The following is a 17,346-nucleotide window of genomic DNA, read 5'->3' as shown; positions in this document are numbered from 1 at the left end:
TTGAGAATAAATCGGCATACTGACGCCACAGAAAAGTCCTATTACATTAACGGTTTCAAGCATGATTGCAAATGGTTTCTTTGGGGGTGCGGTAAACCACGTGAGATGATTTTTTCCGCATCCAACCAGGGATAACTCCAAAACTTATATCGGCAATCTGGCTTTCGTCCTTAAATAAGCATATGTCGCCATTAGGCCTAGGTCAACGGTTTTGAAATTGATATTGGTTACCGTTTATGCGTCCATTCGGAATGTGCGAATTTAACCGATTCAATCTCTTGGGCGGATTCTACTTCCTTGGCCGTCAGAGGGGTGTCGGTGTAACTACTTTGGAACGTGTCCTTTAGGGTGTCTTTCCACTGATCGATCAGCATTTCGGCGGAAATCTTCTGCCCAGTAATTTCTTCGAGCCCCAGCAGCTCAGGGGCACAGGGCGATTGTTGTAAAATCACACTCCCATGTTGCAAAACGGCAACCTGGTGACGCCGCTGGGCACTGCCACAAATCTTGTTGTTATCAACGATTACGTCGACTTCATGGCGACGCAGAAAGCACAGAAACGGCTCTGGGTCGGAACTGGCCTGCGGCTTACCGCTCAAGTGGGCGTTGATACCCCAGTTTGCTAGCACGTCGATCAACGTCTCGTGGAACAGATCAAACCAACGCGTTGTTTCTTCGGAACGCGAATCGCGCACCGGGGCGACAAAGCTATAGGTCAATTCGCGATCGTGCATGATCGCACCACCGCCAGAGGCCCGGCGGACGCATGCACAACTCGCGCTGGCCTCGTGCTGTTGGCGATCGACGTACTTCTGGAAATAACCCAGCGAGAGCGTCGGTTCGCTCCAGCCGTAGAATCGCAGGGTAGGCATCCCCAGATCAACCGCGCCGCGCAAGATTGCTTCATCGACCGCCATATTCCAAGTGCCGCGTGCAGGTGGATCGATGATTAAACGCATCTCTTTCATGGAAACTCGTTCGGGGCTCGGCTTCGTCTTCAACGCAGAGAACTGCGTTGAAGTGGCAAGCAATGGGAAAGACCTCCCATTTCAAGATTGTAATCACTCACCCTGACCCTCTCCCGTGATGGGAGAGGGTGCTAGGAAGGCGATTAGCTGCTGCAGAAGTCAGCTCGCAGGCAAGGGCTTCTTGCTGCTTGGACTTCGTTGGGACGGCTGATTGGTGTCGTGTGCGGAGCTTCGTGCAGAAGCTCGGCGTCCTCTTCAGTGATCTTGAAGAGGGTTTGGACGAACGCATCGAGCGTTTCCTTACTTTCGGTTTCCGTTGGCTCGATCATGATTGCTTCCGGAATCGTCAACGGGAAGTAGACCGTTGGAGCGTGGAAGCCATAGTCGAGCAGACGCTTGCCGATATCCATCGCCGTGATGCCCCGTTCCTTCTTCAGCTCGGAAGCCGAAGCAACGAACTCGTGCATGCAGCGTTCGCCACGCGGAACTGGCAGGAAATGCTTGACCTTGCTCAGCAGATAGTTTGCGTTGAGCACGGCATTCTCGGAGACTTCTCGCAGCCCCACTGGACCATGCGAAAGGATGTAGCAGTAGGCTCGAACGAGGACGCCCGTGTTGCCAAAGAAGCTTCGCACTCGGCCAATCGAATCGGGGCGATCGAAGTCGAGCTTGTAGCGGTCGCCTTCCTTCTCCACGATGGGCGAAGGGAGGAACGGCTTGAGCTTCTCGGTCACACAAATCGGACCGGCACCGGGACCACCGCCACCATGTGGACCACTGAAGGTCTTGTGCGGGTTGTAGTGCATCATGTCGGCGCCGAAGTCACCTGGACGGGCAATGCCGAGGATGGCATTCATGTTGGCACCATCCAGGTAAACGAGCCCACCCTTTTCGTGCACCGCGTCGGCGATCTCACGCATGTTCTTCTCGAACAGGCCCAAGGTGCTCGGGTTGGTGATCATCAGTACGGCGATGTCGTCGGTCAACTTCTTGCGGAAGTCGTCCATGTCGACGCCACCGTTGGGATCGCTCTTGATGCTGACGGCTTTGAACCCAGCCATCTGAGCACTGGCCGGATTGGTGCCGTGCGAGCTGTCTGGGGCCAGCACAACCTTGCGGTCTTCGCCGATGCTCTTGAAGTACTTGGCAGCGGCCATCAGTGCCGTCAGCTCTCCGTGAGCCCCAGCCGCTGGTTGCAGCGAACAAGCTGGCAGGCCAGAGATCTCCGAGAAGATGCCCTGCAATTCATAAAGCAATTGCAGCATTCCCTGGATCGTCGATTCGTCCTGGTAGGGATGCAGGTCAACGATACCAGGCAGCGAAGCCAGACGCTCGTTCCGCTTCGGGTTGTACTTCATCGTGCACGAACCGAGCGGGTAATAGTGCGTATCGACCGACATGTTCTTGGTCGACAGGTTCGTGTAGTGACGAACGACTTCCCCTTCGGTCAGTTCCGGCAGCTTCGGTTCTTCATCCGCGAGGTAATTCGTCGGAATGATATCTTCGATCGGTTGCTCCGGCACATCACACGCCGGCCAGTGAACGGCCACGCGGCCCGGTCGGGAAAGCTCGGACAGAAGTTGGGTTGCTTGTTGGTTACGCATGGATCGTGGAACTCCCGGTGTGACAGAGGGAGAAAGTTCGGGTCAAGGCGTCGATTTCGGTCTTGGTGCGTTTCTCGGTCACGCAAACCAGGAAGCAGTCGTCCATCTCAGGGAAGAATTGTCCCAGTGGCACGCCGCCGAGGAAGCCAGCTTCGCGTGCTTCGGCCAACAGGCCTTCGACGTTGCCTTGCGTATCGCGAAGGACGAACTCTTTGAAGAACGGACTGCCTCCGAAAACCGGTTCGAGCCGATCGACTTCGGTCAGTGTTTGCTGAGCGTAATGTGCTTTCTGTACGCAAAGCGTGGCGGCTTGCTTCAGACCACTTGGTCCCAGCAGCGACAAATAGATTGAAGCACGCAAGGCGAACAGGCCTTGGTTGGTGCAGATGTTGCTGGTCGCTTTCTCACGGCGAATGTGTTGTTCCCGCGTTTGCAGGGTTAGTACCCAGCAGCGTTTGCCGCGGCGGTCTTCTGTTTGACCAACAATACGGCCCGGCAAGCGGCGAACAAACTGATCGCTACAAGCCATGATTCCCAGGTAAGGTCCGCCGTACTGCATCGGCGAACCGAGTGAATGGCCTTCGGCGACGGCGATGTCGGCTCCCAGGTCGCCAGGTCGCTTGAGTAAGCCAAGGCTGATCGGATCGAAGCTTTGAATGACGACCGCATCATTCTTGTGGGCAATCTCCGCAATCGCTGCGACATCTTCGATTCCGCCAAAGAAGTTCGGCGACTGAATGACGACGCAGTTCGTGCTGGCGTCGATTGATTCTTCGACCTTGGCCAGATCGGCGATGCCATCAGGGCAGGCGACTTCGACGATCTCGATTCCCAGATCAGTGAAGTACGTCTGCAAGATCTGGCGGTATTCTGGATGAACCGTGCCAAGGACGACGACCTTCTCGCCGCGTTTGCCGGTGTTAAGCGCCATGATGACCGCTTCGGCCAAGGCACTTCCGCCGTCGTACAGACTGGCGTTGGAAAGGTCCATGCCGGTCAAGTCGCAGATCAATGTTTGGTATTCAAACATGGCTTGCAAGTTGCCTTGCGAGACTTCCGGCTGATAGGGCGTGTACGAAGTGTAGAACTCGCCGCGTGATGCCAAGGCGTCAACGGCGGCCGGCACGAAGTGATCGTAACTTCCACCACCCAGGAAACAGGCATGGGTCGCCGGAGAAGCATTCTTGGCGGCCAGGGCCGAAAGATGCTGCGTCAGTTCCAGCTCGCCCATCTGGGGCGGAAGATCCAGGTCGCGTTTGAGCCGCAGGTCTTCCGGAATGGTGCTAAACAGCTCTTCAATCGAATCGACTCCGATCGACTTCAGCATGGCTGCCTGATCGTCCGGAGTGTTGTAGAGATAGCTCATCCAATCTGTTCCAAAAAATAGTGTTCAGTTTTCAGTATTCAGTTTTCAGCGGGGAGAGAGGTGAAGCATGTCTAACGGAGCGCTTCACACTGAAAACTAAAAACAAAGAGGGCATTAGCCCTCTTCCGCACACATCTTGTCGTAGCCGGCTTTGTCCATCAGGTCGGAAAGAGCCGAGTCGTCGCTGATTTTGATCTTGGCAATCCAACCATTGTCATACGCATCTTCATGCAGCGAATCGAGATTGTCAGGCAGGCCCGAGTTGGCTTCGATCACTTCGCCGGTTACCGGTGCATAGATATCACTAACCGCTTTGACCGACTCGATTTCACCGAACGATTCGCCGGCCGTGACTTCTTTGCCAACTTCAGGAAGTTCCAAGTAGACCAGGTCGTTCAGGGCTTCGATCGCGTGGGCACTAATGCCGACCGTGGCAATCTTCGCGCCGTCCGACTCTTCCACTTTGACCCATTCGTGCGTCTTGGCGAAAAGTAAATTGTCCGTGGACATGATCGGGAAACTCCTAAACTAACCTGCGTGGAAATTGCGTTGAATTGAATGAAGGGGAGGGGAGCGGTTTTGATTACTTCCGCTTGTAAAATGGCAGCGGAACGACCTTTGCCGGGTGACGTTTGCCCCGGACGTCGACATCGACCACTGTTCCCTCGGCTGCATACTGCCGAGCAACGTAACCCATTGCGATGGGGGCCGCCAGGGTTGGCGATTGAGAACCACTGGTTACTTCGCCGATTCGTTCGTCGCCCAAGTAAAGTGGGTAATGCTCGCGTGGTACGCGTCGATCTTGCATCACTAGCCCGACACGTACGGGAAGCGAATCCTTGTCGATGGCTTCCAGTGCGGTCTTGCCGATGAATTCATGATCCCATGACATGGCGAAGCCGAGGCCTGCCTGGAGTGGTGTAATATCTTCGGAGAGCTCGTGCCCATAGAGCGGCATCGCGGCTTCCAAACGTAGAGTGTCTCGAGCACCGAGGCCGACCGCATGACCACCCACTTCGGCGGCCGCCACATGCAAGGCTTCCCACACAGCGATCGCATTTTTTGCGGGAACGGTAAGCTCGACACCATCTTCGCCGGTGTAGCCAGTTCGGCTGACCAGTCCGTGGTGGCTGAGAATGGTCGCTTCACGACCTTGGTAGTACTTCAGGTCGGAGATATCGCCTTCGATCAGTTCCTGGGCGATCGCCATTGCCCTGGGGCCTTGCACGGCGATCATCGCGGTCTGCTCGGTATAGTCTGTGAACGTTACGTCGTCTGGCAGGCGAGCGTTGATCCAATCGGCAATCTTTTCGCGATTGCCGGCGTTGACCACCATCCAGGTGTAAGACTTGCCGTCGCCGTCTTGCAGGTGGTAGGTGAGGATGTCGTCGAGAATACCGCCATCTTCCTTGCAGACCAGCCCGTAGCGAATACGGCCAGGCTTCAAATCAGCCACCTTGCGGGTGACCAATCCATCAATGAATTCAAGAGCGTTTGCCCCGTCGAACCGAAAACGGGCCATGTGCGAAACGTCGAATAGACCGACGGCGTTTCGAGTGGCGTTGTGCTCGTTAATGATCGAAGTGTACTGAACCGGCATTGACCAGCCGGTAAAGTCGACCATTCGTCCCCCGTTCGCGGCGTGCCAGTCGTAGAGTGGTGTCTTTTTCAGTGTTTCGGTCGTCATCCGTCGAACGTCTCGTTTTCTCGTCCAGGCCAGTCACCGCGCAAGTAGAGTGCTCTGGTCGATTCCCCTTTTGAGAAAAAGCCAGTGACGGTGACCGCGTCGCCGCGAAAAGTGCGGGGCTCAGTCGAGCTAAGATGCCAATAAGCAAAGGAACAAAGTGATAGCTTGCGATTGTATACGATCCGGCGCGAGTGAACAGGGGCAAGCTTTAGGAGAAAGTGGGGGTAACAGTTGGGATTGTTACCATTGCGTACGCTAATAGAGGATTAGCGGTTACTGGTCCCCAAATAATGCCTGACGAACCAACCGGATCCAAGGGATCTGCAGCCGAAGGGTTTGTGTTGCGGTCTTCCGCCAATTCTTTGGTGGTGCCCTCAGTTCTTGCTGGAGAGGGGGGCTTCTAAGGCAATCAGCACAAACGTCCTAATCCGGTCAATTCAAATAGGTTATCGATTCCCGTTTGTTTACCCGAAACTTAAACAAAATAGGGGAATCGCTTGGCTAGACGACGCGAGATCTCAACCGCTCGCGTCCATCAACCGATCTTCTCATAGCGGCGTTTTTTATTGGGGAGCTTCCTTTGGGCGTCTCTCGGCTGTCATGGTCGTTGGGGCTGACGAAGGACCGTTAAGGGCGGAAAACGTTGTAGCTATCTCATCCAGGGGCAGTTTGTGGAGATTTCTTCGAGCACGTTCAACGACGTATGGCTGGTAGGCTGTGCGGCTTTGGTTTTCCTGATGCAGGCTGGCTTCTGCTGCCTGGAAGCCGGATCGGTACGTTCGAAGAACAGTATTAACGTTGCCGCCAAGAACCTGGCCGACTTCGCTCTGTCGGGGATCATCTTCTGGGCAATTGGCTTTGGCCTGATCTTTGGTGCTTCCTATTGGGGATGGTTCGGCACCAGCGATTTCTTCTTTGATGGCGACTCACATGCTGGAAGCATCGAGGCGTTCTTTCTCTTTCAACTGATGTTCTGTGGAACAGCGACCACGATCATTGGCGGCGCCGTTTCCGAGCGCATGCGATTCGTCAGCTACTTGATCACCGCAGCGGTTGTTTCCTTACTGATTTATCCTTTGTATGCCCATTGGGTCTGGGGCGATGGTGGCTGGTTGGCCGACCTGGGATTTGTCGACTTTGCTGGAAGCTCGGTAGTTCATGGTGTGGGAGGTTGGATCAGCCTGGCGGTTTGCCTCATCGTCGGGCCACGAATTGGCCGCTTTGGCGACAAGGATTCAACGATCTGCAACGGTCACAACTTGCCCATGGCGGCACTCGGGGCCATGCTTCTGGCGTTTGGTTGGATTGGCTTTAATGCTGGAAGCACTTTTCAGCTAGAAGGACGGATTCCGCATATCGTTACGGCCACCATGCTTTCTGGGGTAGCCGGTGCGATGACTTCCTTGGCAGTTGCCCGCCTGTTGCACATTCGCAAAGAGTTGGAGCTCTTGATCAACGGTCTTCTAGCTGGTTTGGTGGCGATCACGGCCTGCTGCCACGTGGTGACGTTGTTTGATGCTATGGTCATTGGGTTCGTGGCCAGCCTGGCGATGATGGCCAGTTCGCATCTGCTTGAGAAGTTTAAAATCGATGATGTCGTGGGGGCAGTTCCTGTGCATGCCGTCGCTGGTGTCTGGGGGACTTTGTCCGTTGCTCTATTTGGCAACCTGGCGGCAATCGACACCGGTTTAGGACGCTGGGAACAGTTGTGGGTGCAACTGCTAGGCGTGAGCGTCTGTTTTGCGTGGTCTTTCCTCGTTGGCTTCGGCGTTTTGTGGTGTATCAATCGCTTCAGTCCATTTCGTGTCGACGCTCAAACGGAATCGGTTGGGCTGAACGTCGCCGAACACGGCGATAAGTCCGAACTCTACGACCTGTTGCAGGTTATGGAACAACATTCGGAGACGGGCAACTTTGAGATTGAAATCGACCTGCAATCGCACACCGATGTTGGACAGATCGCTCAAGCATATAACAGTGTCCTGACATCACTGAAAGAGAAGCAGCGGCAAGTTGAAATCGCGATCGAAGAACTCTATCACGCCAAGAAAGAACTGCGTGAGTCTAGCCGGCAGATCCACTCGCTCAAATCGGCCCTCGACAAACACACGCTTTATTCGATTTCTGATCGCTCCGGCAAGATCATCGAGGTCAACGAAGGCTTCTGCCGGATTTCAGGGTACAGCCAAGAGGAGCTGCTCGGAAAGGATCACCGCGTTCTGAATTCCGGCTACCATCCCAAGTCGTTCTGGAAGGAAATGTGGCAAACGATTCATGCTGGCGAGACCTGGCGTGGCGAAGTTTGCAATCGAGCGAAGGATGGCCATCTGTATTGGGTCGATGCGACCAATATTCCTTTCCATGACAGTGAAGGGAAGATCGAAAAGTTCGTCTCGCTGCGGTTCGATATCACCGACCGTAAGCGTGCCGAAGAAAGCTCCATCGCAGCTAAGACTGAATTACAGGGTGTTTTAGGCGCCGCCACGCGGGTCTCGATCATTGCAGCCGACTGTGAGGGAATTATTTCCACCTTCAATGCCGGAGCCGAAGCGATGCTGGGGTACACGGCCGAAGAAATGGTCGGAAAGCAAACGCCAGCAATTATTCACCTGGAATCGGAAGTCATTGCTCGTGGAAAGGAATTGAGCGAACAACTAGGCGAGCCGATTGAAGGTTTCCAGGTTTTCGTCAATCAGGCCATGCACCATGGGCACGAAGAGCGGGAGTGGACCTACATTCGCAAAGATGGATCGACCTTGAGCGTATCCCTGACCGTTACCGCCAGATACGACGACGAGGGCCAGATCATTGGTTACCTCGGCATTGCCCAGGACATTTCCGATCGAAAGGAAGCCGAAGAGGAGAACCGTCGATTAACGGAACGCCTTGACCTGGCCCTTCGCGGCTCGAATACAGGGCTCTGGGACTGGGTTGTGACGACCGGTGAGACGGTATTCAACGACGTATGGTATACGATGCTTGGGTACGAACCTGGCGAACTGCCGATGTGCGTTGAGACTTGGGTCGACCTATGCCATCCCGATGATCTACTGATGGCTCAGGAAGCAATTCAGCGGCATTTTCAAGGTGAAGATCCTGTCTATTGCTGCGAACATCGCGTTCGATGCAAAGATGGCTCGTGGCTCTGGATTCGCGATATTGGCGAAGTCGTAGCATGGAACGAAGATGGTTCGCCGAAACGAATGGTCGGTGTTCATATTGAAGTCCAAAAGCTTCGCCAGGCGATCGAACAAGCGAATGCAGCCAATCAGGCCAAGAGCGAATTCCTCGCGAACATGTCTCACGAGATTCGTACACCGATGACAGCAATCCTGGGCTATTCCGAATTGCTGCTCAACGACCTGTCGATAAATGATCTAACTGATGAGCATCGCAATGCCTTAGAGACAATCAATCGCAATGGCGAACATCTTCTCGCGATCATCAACGACATCCTGGATATGTCGAAGATCGATGCCGGAAAACTTTCCATTGAAGTTCTTCCGACCCGGCCGCACGCAATTGTCGAAGAGGTCATCTCCCTGCTCAACGTACGAGCTGTGGGCAAGGGGATTGCGCTTCGCGTCCGACAGGACACTCCTTTCCCGGAAACGATTCAATCGGATCCAACTCGGTTGCGGCAGATCTTATTGAACATTGTGGGCAACGCGATCAAGTTCACTGAGATTGGCGAAGTCGCTATTTCACTTTCGTACCTGCCTGACCAAAGCATCATGCAGTTCCGTGTTACCGATACGGGGCTGGGCATGACGCCGGAACAGTTAGAGAAGATCGCTAATTTCGAGCCGTTTAGTCAGGCTGATTCATCCACCACGCGAGAGTTCGGCGGAACGGGGCTTGGGCTTCGTATTTCGAATTGTCTGGCGAGTATGCTTGGTGGAAATATTGTCGTAGAATCCGAGCAAGGTTTCGGGAGCACCTTTACCGTGACCGTTGGGACCGGAGATATCGGTTCAACGCCGATGGTGGATCGGCTCAAAGTCGAAACGTCAAGCGATGTCACCTCGACTGAAGATTCTCAGGCACAGAATGCTTCTGCGACGAATGAGTCTGAGGAGCCTGGCAAATCGCTCGAGGGAATTCACGTACTTCTCGCTGAGGATGGCCTTGATAACCAGCGCTTGATTTCTTTCGTTCTCCGCAAGGCAGGAGCTGAGGTTAAGGTCGTCGAAAACGGTCAGCTTGCCTACGACGCGGCCCTGGACGCAGTCGAAAGAGGCTCCGCATATCATGTCGTTTTGATGGACATGCAGATGCCCGTGCTTGACGGCTATTCGGCAGTTGCCAAGCTGCGAGAAGCGGATTACCAAGGCGTCATTGTGGCACTGACCGCGCACGCAATGGTTGGCGATCGTCAGAAGTGTATCGAGGCCGGCTGCAACGATTTCGCCACCAAACCAATCAATCGCCATCACTTGATTCAGCTGATCGGTGAACTAGCCGACAATTCCGCCATGCAGCGGGCTACCCGTTCGGATGAAGTGACTTCTTAGTGGGCCTACGATCCGTCTGAACTGCCAAATGACGAAGGTCTAGAAGGGAAGCAGGCATTCGCGGCAGTATTTCTTTGAATGCTCCATTAATCGTCGTTGGGGCAACGCTTCCGGTGCGATCTCTCATAACTGGCAATCACCCAACAGCATGAAATGCTATATTGCGACTGGTAGATCTCTCTAATTCCCTATACCGCTTGACTTTGCGTCTGACAGGCCAGGTGAATCATCAATTGACACTGATTTGGCCAATACAGTACTATCTCCGCCAGAAATTGGGGAAGGTCTTCCCCTGTCCGTTGGGTAGAGCCAATTGATCCTTGGCTATGACGGATGTCTATTGCCACTTGGCGGCAAATCAATGGAAGGAAGTCACGGATGATACCCATTCATATGGTCGTCCCTTGCTATAACGAGGAGAAACGACTCGAGAGGCATCGATTTCTTGATTTCGCGGCCGAACATCGTCATGTCCGTTTCACCGTAGTCGACGATGGCAGCACGGACGAAACGGCTAAGATTCTTCGCGAACTTCAGCAGCAATCCAACGATCGGATCCAATTTCTGCAGTGCTCGGAAAACGGAGGCAAGTCCGAAGCGGTTCGGCGCGGCATGCGACATGTGATCGAAGCTGACTCCGGAGAACACGCGATCGGCTTTATCGATGCCGACCTCTCGGCACCGCTTCAGTCGTGCTTGAGCCTTGCGGATGTGTTGGCACGCAACCCAGAAGTCGAAATCGTCTTGGGATCGCGGTTTCCGCTGGTTGGTCGGCAGATTCAACGGCACTGGGCGCGGAAGTGGCTGGGATTCAGTTTTTCATCGGTTGCCTCGCTGGCCATCGGACTGCCGCTTCGAGATACCCAATGCGGCGTGAAACTATTCCGTGTGACGCCTGCCCTGAAGTTAGCGATCGAAGAGCCGTTCAGCAGTCGCTGGATCTTTGATGTTGAGTTGCTGGCGCGATACCTGGCCAATAGCCCCCAGGTAGATTGCCATCGCACCATCTATGAATTCCCCCTCGACCAATGGAGGGAAGTCGTCGGCTCGAAGTTGAAACCGAGCGACTTTCTTCGCGCCATCTACGAACTGGGAAGCATTGCTTGGAGTTACCGGTGTGGGCATTTCGTCGTCGACACTGAAGCCGACATCATCAAGTTCCCATCGTCCGTCTTCGATGCCAATGAAGTTGTCACACCGACCGAAATTCGCAAATCTGCCTGATCTTCCTTGAAGGATTTTCCATGTTTGCCATCGTGAGACGCCACCCGGCCAATATCGCGTGGATTGCGTTAAATGTCGCTTTACTGATCGTTGTGGCGGGGCTCTTGGTCGCCGGGTCGCGTGTTTCCGTAACCGGGTATTACTCGGAAGCTGCATGGAATTGGATGGCCGGTCAGTCGATGTACGATACGACCGGAACCGGCTTTCTCTATCTGCCTCATTCGGCGATCGCCTATATTCCCTTTGCGGTTCAGGCCCATCCTCAGGGAGACGTTGCGTGGCGGATTATCAGCCTGATCCTATTTGTCCTGGGGTGTTATCGTTTCTTCCGTCTTTCGCCGCAGAAGTCCGAGTTCTTCAATCTCTCGGCTGGCTTTGTCGCTCTGTTGCTGTGTGCCGATTGTATGCGAAACGGCCAGGCGACCGTGATCATGACGGCCACGATGCTACTTGCCATCGATGCGATCCGCCGTGAAAACTGGCACCTATGCACGTGGTTGCTCATGTTGGGATTTGCGGTCAAGCCTCTCTCGATCGTCTTGATTTTGCTGGTTGGCGCGCTCTACGCCCCAATGCGCTGGCGGCTGGGCGTTGGGATTATCGTGCTCGCTTTGGTTCCGTTCGCTTTTCAATCGCCGGACTACGTGTGGCAGCAATACGAAGAGTTCGGTCTCTGCCTATTTCACTCGAACCGGATCGGATACGAAAAATGGTGGGCCCAACTGTTCGGAATGCTGAAGGCATTCGGTCTCGAAGTACCTGATTCCATTCAAACGGCGAGCCGGTTGCTTTGTGCCGTCGGTACGCTGGCCATTTGCTTTGTGCTCAAGCAGAAGCTCGACTCGAAACGCTTCTTAGTATGGCTTTACACGCTGACTGCGATTTACCTGATGCTATTTAACCCCAGGACTGAGAATTGCACTTATTGCGTTCTTGGGCCGGCGTTGGGGCTGTTCTACGCCGAAGCACTATGCGGACGTCGCTGGTTCGCCGCAGGCTCGATGATGGCCTTGGCTGTAGTTATTCTCGGTTCGTTTGAACTAGGCCAACACATCACACCGCAGGGAGTGCCGCCGGTCTGGTTAGCCCCGTTAGCGTGCTGCTTCTTCACGCTCTATGCCGCATTTCGATTGACGAGTGAGCTCAATCGCCTGGAGCCTCCTCCAAGTCGCGAGGCACAACCAGTGCTCGAGTAAGCAAAATCAAAGAAGGGCGTCTCTCGCACGATTCTAAGTCGTATCCTCAATCTCCATAAATTGCTTGAGATACCCAGATGCGTATGAAGCGAGTGCATTGCGGGCCATATGCCAAACGCAAAACAGAGGGTCCGTTATCGTCAACGCTGCGCTACACAAGTGCCGAATTTCGTACCTGCTTAGGATTCGCCCTTCGTTTGCAGGAAGCGTAAGTGATGCGCGGCATGAGCAGCATGAACACGATGCAGTGTATCCCGGTCTAAACGACCGAAGCCGGGGTGCGGATGGAAGGCGCCGTGATGTTGTAGGAACCGCTCGACGCTCTTCTCGAACGCAACGACTTCCTCTTCATCGTGCAGTTCTTTCGCAGGAACGAAGATGGGGGCCGTGCGAATTCCTCGGGGAGAGTTACCACTGAGGATCTTGGGCAATAGCAAGCGACGAACGATCGGTCGAAGAAAGGCAAACAAGCCAAAGAACCACGGATAGCCATCGATACTCGGGTCCTGGACGGTACGCAAATGCCAGCAGATCTGCCCCAGGCTCCAGTTTCCGTGGCGAACGTAACCGGATTCCAGAAGCTGCCGAGCATCGACCACAGCCTCTTCAAGTGTGGTGAACTGCAGGTCCCGTAGCGGGGACGCATCATTGGTTGTGCTCGTGGATTGGATTGCCATCAAGCAACTCCGATGCGTTAAAAGAAAAGTGGCCGAGGCGGGGATCGAACCCGCACGAGGGTTACCCCTCGCAGGATTTTAAGCCGCGTGTGCTGGTAGGCCCAGACCCCGCAAAGAACGGCATCGATGGGATTCTGAACGCCTCGGTTTGCACAAGAGTTTGCACACAATCTAAGCTAGGGGCCTTATTTGGCCGCCTCGAACAGCCTACCCCCACGCTTTGTTGGTTCTGGAGTACCTTAGGGGCTAGAGATCGCTAAACCACTGTGCTAGATTCGACTTCTCTTTCAACCACACAAGATTTCCGACGAGCGGGAAAGCTCTTAAATGGCGAAAAAGCAGGGCAAAAGCGGAAACGAAGGTAACGGGGCCAACGGACCACAACAAAACGTTTCGGCGGTAGCAACGGACAATTCGCAGGAAGATTTACGTGATCTTGTTACGTCTCTTCATTGGCAACTCAAGTTTGCGAGTTGGGGGCTTCCAATACTTGGTGCAGTCGTAGGTGGTTTCATTACCTACCTTATGTCGTATCCGGTTGCCAAAATTTACGATAATGCCGAATCGATTGGAATCTTGGTGGGGAAGATTGACGACGTCTCTGCGTTGCAGAGTGACATTAAGGACGTTACCAAGACTCTGACTGAGGAGAGCAAAAAGATCGCCAAAGTCGAGGATTACGGCGACAAATTCGACCAGACCCACAAGGATTTCATCGAGTCAAAGTTGAAGTTTGATGCTGCAACCAAATCGTTTAATGGTGCGGCTAACGAGATTAACGAGTTCTCTATGCTGGCCAAGGATCTAAAGACTGATCTGGACGCCAGCCGCAAGGCTTCGGAGCAAGCGATTGCCAAGACCAATGAATTATCTGATCGACTAGATTCCGTCTCAGAGCAGTTAGCCACGATCGGGAAATCCGAAACCCGACCTGGCACCTTGGTTTCTCTGACTTTGCCAACAACTAAGCCTGAGAACAACAAAGATCATCTGGTATTCACTTATGCGAAGGTGATTCCCCCAAATGTGAACTACGCCTCTGCAGAATTGAAGACCGTCGAGGTTCTGTGGGATGAGGACCCGCTTCCGCTTACGCTCAGCGTTTCGGTGGCAAAGGAAAGTGGTGAAATCCAGATCCTGTTAGCGGCCTCAGAAGAGAACTTGGGAAAGTTCATGGAGAGATTGGAAGCTTCATCCCCGCCGCAATTTCATCTAGAACTGATGGCGAATTAGTTATGCTTTCGCGTCTTCTTTAACAGACGCTCCGCTCGTCCCATCTTCTTAGAGAGTGTGGCGAGATGCAGAGTGACCGCAGCCAGAAAAACGGCTAGTAGCAACCCAGCTATTATCAAATTTTGCATTGATCCGCCCTTTGGTTTCCGTCCTTGGAACTGAGGCAATGGTAGTAGTACCAAAAATCCCCAATCTAAAGCGATAGGAACTCTGGCTCCCATCCATGGGCAAATCCTGTGCCCCCTTGTGTCTTCGGTTTTAGAGGGCGACTTCATCACAGCTTTCCACCTTAAGGACTCTGATTATTCCCTAAGGTTCAGATCAGCCGGTTTATTGTACTCGGAATAGGCACGGAAAGCTTCAAAAGCTAGCAATTTGGCCCCAAAAGCCGACAGACACTCACTCGACACTCTCGTGTCAAATCTAAAGTGGTCGTTAAACGGGAGGCTGGTTCCTGTATCCCTTTCCCAGCCTCCCGTTCTCTCAAAACAACTGCCAAGGCCCAGGTCGCACCGGTATCGTTCAAACCGCGACCTGGGCCTCTCTTATGGAACAAACAAATGCCCTGCCACAAATTCCTCATCGACGGACTCTACCGCACCGGCAGCCACATGCTCCGATCAGCAATGCTCCAACACCCACAAATCCGAACCCTCATGCTAGAACCCCTAGCCAAAATCCAAAAACCAAATAACGCCAGAAAGAAAATCCTCGAACTCTACTGCCAATACCACGGCTTCACCCTCCACGCCCAACACGGCATCAAAAACAACGCCTACCAATACCTCCCCAAAAAACTAAGAATCATCCGGCTCAACAGAAACCCATTCCACCGAGCAATCAGCGAACTAATCGCCAACCGCAGAAGAACCTGGGTGCAATACAAGAACGACCCAGGAGCCGAAGTCAAACCCTTCTACATAGGCGACCTCGAATTCCAAAGAACCATCAACACCGCAAAGCGATCACGGCAGCAAGCCAAAGAAGCCATCGGAGATAGACCAGTCCTAGATATCCACTACGAAGACCAGCAGGAGAGATGGAACGAAGTCTTTGCCGAAGTCTGCCAGTTCTTAGACGTGAAAGTGATCAAGGTAGCACCTACGACGAAGAAGCAGGTGGTGCATCCCGAGGAGATCGTGCTGAATTATTCTTACCTGACTGAGCAGTTCAGGGATTTGTTGGGAGAGGAATCCTAGATACGTTGCGAGCCACAGGAAGAGTTATTCCTCCTGTGGCTCGGAAAAATCGCAACGCCTAACATCATCGTAGCTGAAGCAGCCGAAATATCGGAACTTCTGCTCCACATCTATTTACGCTCTGACAGGTGAGATCCGAGACAAAGATATGGAAACAGTCCCCACACGGAGTTTCCCTATGCGAATTATTATTGCTCTTGTCTTTGTCCTTGCACTGTCGTCAGTCGTTCTCGGTCAGAGATGTCGTAGGAATCTGTGCGTTCAACCACAGAGGATTGTTCACCATCAGCCTGAGTTTGTCCGTGCTCGGACGACGGTAGTGAATAATCTGGTGGGTATCCCTGTGCCAGTAAGTAACACGCAGCCTATCGCGGCTCAGGGGACGAGTGTTTACGGGTATTCTTCGCTGGCTGGATCGTACAACCAGGTTGATCTTGGTTTGCTATATAACCAGGCTGCTCGATTATCAGATCAGGCCCAGCAGTTGGCAGGTCAGGCTCATCTTGATTTTGCTGGTCTTGTCCAGGCTGAGTCGCAGTCTCGTGCGGAGGTTGCTGAGATTGTGGCGAGGGGGCAGGCGGCTGCTTTAGCCTTACAGGCGACTCAGGGTGGGCCTTCGTTTAACCGGGAACCGCGTTCCTTTAGCTTCCGTGCGTCTCAGGATGCTCAGGGCGGCTGGAGCGTCGAACCTTTGACTGAGGCCAAGGGGAAGCCTTCTTTTGAGCTTGCGGAGGTGCCATTGGAAACCAGGGCTTCGGAACTGCTCAAGTCGAAGTGTGTTCGCTGCCACAATGATTCCTCGCAGCAGGGTGGCCTCAACTTGCTTGGTCCTGTGACACCTGATCAGCAGGAAGCGATTTGGGACGAGGTGAGTTCTGGCTCGATGCCTCAGAGTGGTCCTGCTCTGTCGGCTGCGGAGCTTGAGGTCCTGAGGGTTGTTCTAGGGAAGTAGTCTGGGAGCTTTTCTTTTCGGTTACCTTGAAGTTGGCTGATTTCCGTCATGGGAAAGTAACCCTCGGAATGCCGTAGTTAAAGTCTGCATAGCTTGCATAATACCACCTGGATGGTATAACTCACTTAGCACCATTGGGTGCCGTAGGTCAGCTGGGTTTCGCACTTTTTTACGGAGTATCTATAGATGCGAACGTTAATTGCAATCGGAGTCGTGGCAGTACTGGTTTTGGGCATGAATATTGGTACTGCGGAAGCGGCGACCAAAGTTCAAGCGGCAGTTGGAGGTATCCTTGAGGAAGAGTTGAAGTTAGAACTCGTTCCTCCGACAGATGGGAGAGTTGGTGGTCCGATGACCTACAAGGTTACTGATAAGACGATTAAGCACCTTCAAGCGATGAAAGAACCGATCAAGGTTAAGAATGTGGACGAGGATTCTGCGACTATCCGTGACACCCTTAAGAAGTTGGGGCTCAAGGATGCGTCCGAGATGAAACCTGGGGCGGACTACGAGTTGAAGGTGGTTAAGAAGACGATCGAAAAGCTGAAAGGCAAGACCGTCGTTCTCGGCAGCGATGGCAAGGTTAAGATCAAATAACCATCTCTGATTGCTGAAAAATCAAATAGCCCCGAGAAAACCTCGGGGCTATTTTCGTTAAAGGCTAATAAATTCTTCCTCGGATTTAAGTTAGCGTTCGAAGCAGTGAGCAGTTCCGCTACTGATTCC

At 53.4% G+C, this 17,346-nt stretch carries 13 protein-coding genes; 7 read left to right on the top strand and 6 right to left on the bottom strand.

Annotated features, from left to right (window positions below):
* Positions 1 to 227 precede the first annotated feature (227 nt).
* The 5 genes from PSR63_RS05445 to gcvT form a co-directional block, all read right to left on the bottom strand.
* Positions 228 to 968: a lipoate--protein ligase family protein gene (locus tag PSR63_RS05445; protein WP_274331414.1), complete on the bottom strand. Its 741-nt coding sequence runs from the start codon at positions 966 to 968 to the stop codon at positions 228 to 230.
* A 143-nt stretch (positions 969 to 1,111) separates the two neighbouring features.
* Complete coding sequence (gcvPB, locus tag PSR63_RS05440) at positions 1,112 to 2,572, bottom strand: aminomethyl-transferring glycine dehydrogenase subunit GcvPB (protein ID WP_274331412.1); 1,461 nt, start codon at positions 2,570 to 2,572, stop codon at positions 1,112 to 1,114.
* Positions 2,565 to 3,938 (bottom strand): aminomethyl-transferring glycine dehydrogenase subunit GcvPA, encoded by a 1,374-nt coding sequence (gene gcvPA, locus PSR63_RS05435; RefSeq protein WP_274331410.1) that lies wholly within the window; start codon positions 3,936 to 3,938, stop codon positions 2,565 to 2,567. Before gcvPA ends, gcvPB begins: the two co-directional genes overlap by 8 nt.
* Before the next feature lie 114 nt (positions 3,939 to 4,052).
* Positions 4,053 to 4,448 (bottom strand): glycine cleavage system protein GcvH, encoded by a 396-nt coding sequence (gene gcvH / locus PSR63_RS05430; RefSeq protein ID WP_274331408.1) that lies wholly within the window; start codon positions 4,446 to 4,448, stop codon positions 4,053 to 4,055.
* Positions 4,449 to 4,521: 73 nt separating this feature from the next.
* Positions 4,522 to 5,625: a glycine cleavage system aminomethyltransferase GcvT gene (gene gcvT, locus PSR63_RS05425; protein ID WP_274331407.1), complete on the bottom strand. Its 1,104-nt coding sequence runs from the start codon at positions 5,623 to 5,625 to the stop codon at positions 4,522 to 4,524.
* A 671-nt stretch (positions 5,626 to 6,296) separates the two neighbouring features.
* Here gcvT and amt point away from each other — a divergent pair.
* The 3 genes from amt (at position 6,297) to PSR63_RS05410 (ending at position 12,559) form a co-directional block, all read left to right on the top strand.
* Positions 6,297 to 10,139 carry an ammonium transporter gene (gene amt, locus PSR63_RS05420; protein ID WP_274331406.1) on the top strand — a complete coding sequence of 1,281 codons (3,843 nt, stop codon included), beginning with the start codon at positions 6,297 to 6,299 and terminating at the stop codon, positions 10,137 to 10,139.
* 378 nt (positions 10,140 to 10,517) lie between these two features.
* The gene (locus tag PSR63_RS05415) at positions 10,518 to 11,363 is read left to right on the top strand and encodes a glycosyltransferase (RefSeq protein WP_274331404.1); all 846 of its coding nucleotides are present in this window, start codon (positions 10,518 to 10,520) and stop codon (positions 11,361 to 11,363) included.
* A 20-nt stretch (positions 11,364 to 11,383) separates the two neighbouring features.
* Positions 11,384 to 12,559, top strand: coding sequence for a glycosyltransferase 87 family protein (locus PSR63_RS05410; protein ID WP_274331402.1), 1,176 nt, complete (start codon positions 11,384 to 11,386; stop codon positions 12,557 to 12,559).
* A gap of 179 nt (positions 12,560 to 12,738) precedes the next feature.
* Here PSR63_RS05410 and PSR63_RS05405 read toward each other — a convergent pair whose 3' ends face one another.
* Complete coding sequence (locus tag PSR63_RS05405) at positions 12,739 to 13,236, bottom strand: DUF1569 domain-containing protein (RefSeq protein ID WP_274331400.1); 498 nt, start codon at positions 13,234 to 13,236, stop codon at positions 12,739 to 12,741.
* Positions 13,237 to 13,563: 327 nt separating this feature from the next.
* On the opposite strand from PSR63_RS05405, the gene PSR63_RS05400 reads away from it, so the two are divergent.
* The 4 genes from PSR63_RS05400 to PSR63_RS05385 all read left to right on the top strand — a co-directional run bounded on the left by PSR63_RS05400 (position 13,564) and on the right by PSR63_RS05385 (position 17,217).
* Positions 13,564 to 14,469 (top strand): hypothetical protein, encoded by a 906-nt coding sequence (locus PSR63_RS05400; protein ID WP_274331398.1) that lies wholly within the window; start codon positions 13,564 to 13,566, stop codon positions 14,467 to 14,469.
* A 560-nt stretch (positions 14,470 to 15,029) separates the two neighbouring features.
* The gene (locus PSR63_RS05395; RefSeq protein ID WP_274331396.1) at positions 15,030 to 15,668 is read left to right on the top strand and encodes a sulfotransferase domain-containing protein; all 639 of its coding nucleotides are present in this window, start codon (positions 15,030 to 15,032) and stop codon (positions 15,666 to 15,668) included.
* Between the two features lie 178 nt (positions 15,669 to 15,846).
* Positions 15,847 to 16,620: a hypothetical protein gene (locus PSR63_RS05390; protein WP_274331395.1), complete on the top strand. Its 774-nt coding sequence runs from the start codon at positions 15,847 to 15,849 to the stop codon at positions 16,618 to 16,620.
* Between the two features lie 186 nt (positions 16,621 to 16,806).
* Positions 16,807 to 17,217: a hypothetical protein gene (locus PSR63_RS05385; protein WP_274331394.1), complete on the top strand. Its 411-nt coding sequence runs from the start codon at positions 16,807 to 16,809 to the stop codon at positions 17,215 to 17,217.
* Positions 17,218 to 17,346: the final 129 nt, after the last annotated feature.

The organism is Bremerella sp. P1 (assembly GCF_028748185.1).
Taxonomy (GTDB): Bacteria; Planctomycetota; Planctomycetia; order Pirellulales; family Pirellulaceae; genus Bremerella.
This window is presented reverse-complemented; position numbering and strand designations above follow the sequence as displayed.